Genomic DNA, 4,218 nt, shown 5'->3' with positions numbered 1-4,218 from the left:
AGCAGCTGAATTGCTGACTGAAAGTTTAGAGAGTTTTTCCTTAGACCTCCACGCAGATTCTGGTAACGACCACAACCCACCCCAGATAGCTTTGTCCGGGCGCCTCTGCAGTAAGACTGAATCGCCATGTCTCAGTAGCAACATATCGCAATTAAATTCAGGGGATTTTGCTTTGATTACCTTGCGAGGCAATACCAAAACCCGATCGCTGAGATTGGCTTGGCATTCTTTTTCAAATGGGCATTTTCTCTCGCCACTCAAACACACCGGCTTACGAGAAGTACACCACGTTGCCCCAAAATCCATCAGAGCCTGTGTGTATACCGGCATATCCGAAGAATTTTTAGGAAGGAGTGTCTTGGCTAGTGACCATAACTCTTCATTCACTGCCTTTTCTTGGATAGCGCCATCTACACCAAATAGTCTTGCCAAAATACGCTTGACGTTTGCATCAAGAATGGGTGCTCGCTCATGAAATGCAAAAGCAGCTATAGCACCTGCTGTAGACCTACCAATGCCCTTGAGTTGTTCAAGCAACATCGGATCCTCTGGAAACTTTCCTCCAAATTCCAGCATCACTTGTTTGGCACAAGCGTGAAGATTGCGAGCACGCGTGTAATAACCAAGTCCTGCCCATTCGGCTAAAACATCATCTACCGGTGCAGCAGCCAATCTCTTAACATTCGGAAAACGTTTCATGAAACGCGGATAACGCTCTAGAACAGTCGCTACTTGAGTTTGTTGCAGCATGATTTCAGATACCCACACTGCGTATGGATCTCGAATACTCTGCCATGGCAAGCCTTGACGCCCGTCTTTACCATGCCAAGCAATAAGCTTGGTGGCGAAATGCTTAATCAACGCTTCTGACATTGAGGGCAAAAATAAGTGGAGCGTTGACCCTGCACTATTTGTTTAATCGGCGTCTTACATACCTTGCAGGGCTGATCTTTGCGATCATAGACTTTAGTTTGCACCATGAAGTGACCTGGGTCGCCCTCGCTATTCACAAAGTCTTTCAAAGAACTGCCGCCTGCAGCAATCGCTTTTTTCAAAATCAATCTCACTGCATTAGCCAGTCTCGAACATTGTGGACGCGTTAGCTTTCCAGCAGCCTTTGCTGGATGGATGCCAGCCTCAAATAAACTTTCCGAGCAATAGATATTGCCGACACCTACTACCGCCTGTCCTGCTAATAAAAACTGCTTCACGGCAACACTGCGCTTGCGTGAGCATTGATATAAGACATCTGTGCCGAGATCACCTTCAAACTCTGCTGAAAATGGCTCAACCCCGAGTTTTTGCAAGAGTGGGTTTTTCTCAATCGGCCCTTTAGATTTCGGGTGCCACAAAACGGCACCAAACTTTCGGGGGTCATGCAGACGTAAACTGAGCTTGCCAAACTCGAATGTCACGCGATCATGCGGTTTCAGGGTGTCGCTGCTGGGCAGCACGCGCAAGGTACCTGTCATTCCTAAGTGCAGCAATAAATACCCGGCCTCAAACTCCATTAAGAGGTATTTGCCTCTGCGTTCTATTCCATAGACTTTCTGGCCAGAAAGTAGTGCATTTAAATTGCTCGGCACCGGCCAACGCAGTCGACCATCAATAATTTTGACCGCGCTCACCCTACGCCCCTCTAAGTGGGGCGCAATACCCAAGCGGGTAACTTCAACTTCTGGGAGTTCAGGCATAAATGGATTGTAGATTCGCGGATTAGAATGTGCTCATGACCAAATTTTCATTAAAGCCTTCTTTAAGGGTCTTATTGCTCGCAGGCGGACTTGGCCTAGGCCTTTCTTCCGGCTATGCTATCGCCCAAAACAGTAGCCTGGATAGCGGTCAAGCTGTATTTGAAGTCTTGGCCTCCGAAATTGCCCTGCAACGCGGCGAAGCTGGTCTGGCATACACAACCTATTTAGAACTCGCTCGCCAACTCGATGATCCCCGTTTAGCCCAAAGGGCTATGGAGATAGCCATTACTGCCGGTGCGCCTGATTTAGCGCTGCAAGCAGCTCAAACCTGGGATAGTTTGGCAGGGCCCAAGCAAACCAAACCCAAAGAAGTGCTTGTCACACTCTTAATCTTGAATCAACGCTGGTCAGATGCAGTCAAACCCGCCATCTCCCTTCTAAATCAGCAAACTCCGGCGCAGCGTGAAAAAACTTTGCTACAGATTCAGTCACTACTCGCTAAGGCAAACAATGAATCAGAGGCCTTAAGAGCTTTTTATGAAATCGTCTCATCATTAAAGCCAGAGCCAAAAGATCCTGGGCTGCTCTATACCTATGCCATGTCTGCTGAAAAATCTGGGCACATGGATGTGATGGAAAGAACTTTGCGAGAAATCTTGCGCAAGAATCCAAATGACGTCAATAGCCTCAATGCACTTGGATACTCTCTAGCCGATCGAAACCAAAAATTACCCGAAGCGCTCAAGCTCATTAGTAAAGCAAATCAGCTCTCACCTAAAGACGGTTTTATTTTGGATAGTCTTGGTTGGGTGAACTTTCGCATGGGCAAAAATACTCTTGCGCTCGAACAACTTCAACAAGCATTCAACATGAAGCCTGAGGCAGATATTGCGGCACATATCGGTGAAGTGTTGTGGGTTATGAATCGCCCAATCGAAGCGGAAGATATGTGGCGCAAAGGGCAGCAATTGGATGCTAACAACCCTACCCTTAAGGAAACTTTGAAGCGCTTAAAGCCCGATTGGTCTGTGGCTGATACCGCCCTAAAAGGCTCATGGGACGGGCGTTTTGCCGTGAAAGTCACCGGCCTTACTGAAAGTAAAAATCAAGGTGGATCAGGTGGATTTACCTTGACTCAAGATGCGCTTACTGACGTTTTAGAAATTCGTAATCCAGTGGGCGGCTCCATTGCCAAAATTACGATTAAACCTGGTGAGGCGATTCTGGAGCGCGACGGTCAACTCACTACAGCAATTGATGCTGATACTCTTATTCAAAATGCATTAGGTCTTCCACTTCCAGCCCGCGGTTTATCTGACTGGTTACGTGGACAAACCCGCCCTGGTAGCAATGCCAGTGTGGAGCGAAATGCAGAGGGGCAAGTCAGCAAAATTACACAAGACGGCTGGACCTTAAATTACAACTGGAATGATGCTCAGCGCTTAGAAAAACTGACGATGACTCGCAGCTCGAATATCGGATCGATTGATATCCGCTTGGTATTTGATACTCCGAACGAGTAAAGCATAAATCATGAGTAATGCGATAGAACTAGCTTGCCCCGCAAAGCTCAATCTCTTTTTGCATATTGTTGGGCGCCGTGATGATGGCTACCACCTACTGCAATCCGTTTTTCAACTGATTGATTGGTGCGATGCTCTGACCTTGAAGCGCATTCCGGAAAACAAAGTTTGCCGCATCAATCCCATTCCTGGAGTCCCTCCTGAGCAAGACTTGGTCGTTCGTGCAGCTCAACTCCTCAAGGAGCACTGCGGGACTGATCAGGGAGTTGAAATCAGTCTCACAAAAAATATTCCAATGGGTGCTGGCCTTGGTGGCGGATCCTCTGATGCAGCATCCACCCTGATCGGATTAAATACCCTTTGGGATCTTCATCTCGATATCGCCACTCTTTGCCAATTTGGCCTAAAACTTGGCGCTGACGTGCCATTTTTCATCTTTGGCCAAAATGCTTTTGTTGAAGGGATTGGGGAGAAATTACAGGCCATTTCCTTGGAAACCCAAGACTTTTTGGTGATCTTCCCCAACAAGGGGGTCGCTACTGCTCAGATTTTTCAAGACCCTCAATTGACCCGAGATCACGCTCCGATTACAATAGATGGCTTTCTTGCATCGCCAAGGTCATATCAGTCGAATGATTGTCAGGCAGTAGCGGTGCAGAAATGTCCTGAAGTGAAGCAAGCATTAGATTGGATTTACAAGGCAGTGCCAAACTCGGCTCCTTGTATGTCCGGCTCCGGAAGTAGCGTTTTTGCCGCCTTAGACCCTAAGACGGACACCGCAAATCTGGAAATTCTTCTGCAAAATCTTCCAAAGGGATGGATAGGTCGAATTGTTCGGGGGCTAAATAAAAATCCCGCTTACAATTTGATTTCTTCAGATTGACCTGTAGGGGAATCGCCAAGCTGGTTAAGGCACTGGATTTTGATTCCAGCATGCGAAGGTTCGAATCCTTCTTCCCCTGCCAACTACTGTAGATACGACCAAAAGACATCCATTCGAC

4 protein-coding genes and 1 tRNA gene are annotated in these 4,218 nt (G+C 47.4%); 3 read left to right on the top strand and 2 right to left on the bottom strand.

The features are described from left to right. A partial coding sequence (gene mutY / locus B7Y67_RS11730; protein WP_293598797.1) for an A/G-specific adenine glycosylase occupies positions 1 to 873 on the bottom strand: 873 nt, incomplete at its 3' end. Next, on the bottom strand, positions 858 to 1,694 hold the full coding sequence (gene mutM, locus B7Y67_RS11725; protein WP_293598796.1) for a bifunctional DNA-formamidopyrimidine glycosylase/DNA-(apurinic or apyrimidinic site) lyase: 837 nt from the start codon (positions 1,692 to 1,694) through the stop codon (positions 858 to 860). The genes mutM and mutY, both read right to left, overlap by 16 nt. A gap of 35 nt (positions 1,695 to 1,729) precedes the next feature. On the opposite strand from mutM, the gene B7Y67_RS11720 reads away from it, so the two are divergent. The 3 genes from B7Y67_RS11720 to B7Y67_RS11710 all read left to right on the top strand — a co-directional run bounded on the left by B7Y67_RS11720 (position 1,730) and on the right by B7Y67_RS11710 (position 4,182). Next, positions 1,730 to 3,217, top strand: a complete 1,488-nt coding sequence (locus tag B7Y67_RS11720) for a lipoprotein insertase outer membrane protein LolB (protein ID WP_215302128.1) — start codon at positions 1,730 to 1,732, stop codon at positions 3,215 to 3,217. 10 nt (positions 3,218 to 3,227) lie between these two features. Further along, complete coding sequence (gene ispE, locus B7Y67_RS11715; protein WP_293598795.1) at positions 3,228 to 4,100, top strand: 4-(cytidine 5'-diphospho)-2-C-methyl-D-erythritol kinase; 873 nt, start codon at positions 3,228 to 3,230, stop codon at positions 4,098 to 4,100. Positions 4,101 to 4,105: 5 nt separating this feature from the next. Continuing rightward, positions 4,106 to 4,182: transfer RNA gene (locus B7Y67_RS11710), tRNA-Gln, on the top strand. Positions 4,183 to 4,218: the final 36 nt, after the last annotated feature.

The sequence above is a fragment of the Polynucleobacter sp. 35-46-11 genome (assembly GCF_002281105.1).
The sequence above is the reverse complement of the archived record's forward strand: the minus strand, read 5'-3'. Positions and strand labels throughout refer to the sequence as shown.

Excerpts from the sequence above, each read along its gene's own strand:
- mutM (WP_293598796.1), bottom strand. The coding sequence starts at position 1,694 with ATGCCTGAACTCCCAGAAGTTGAAGTTACCCGCTTGGGTATTGCGCCC.
- B7Y67_RS11720 (WP_215302128.1), top strand. The coding sequence starts at position 1,730 with ATGACCAAATTTTCATTAAAGCCTTCTTTAAGGGTCTTATTGCTCGCA.
- ispE (WP_293598795.1), top strand. The coding sequence starts at position 3,228 with ATGAGTAATGCGATAGAACTAGCTTGCCCCGCAAAGCTCAATCTCTTT.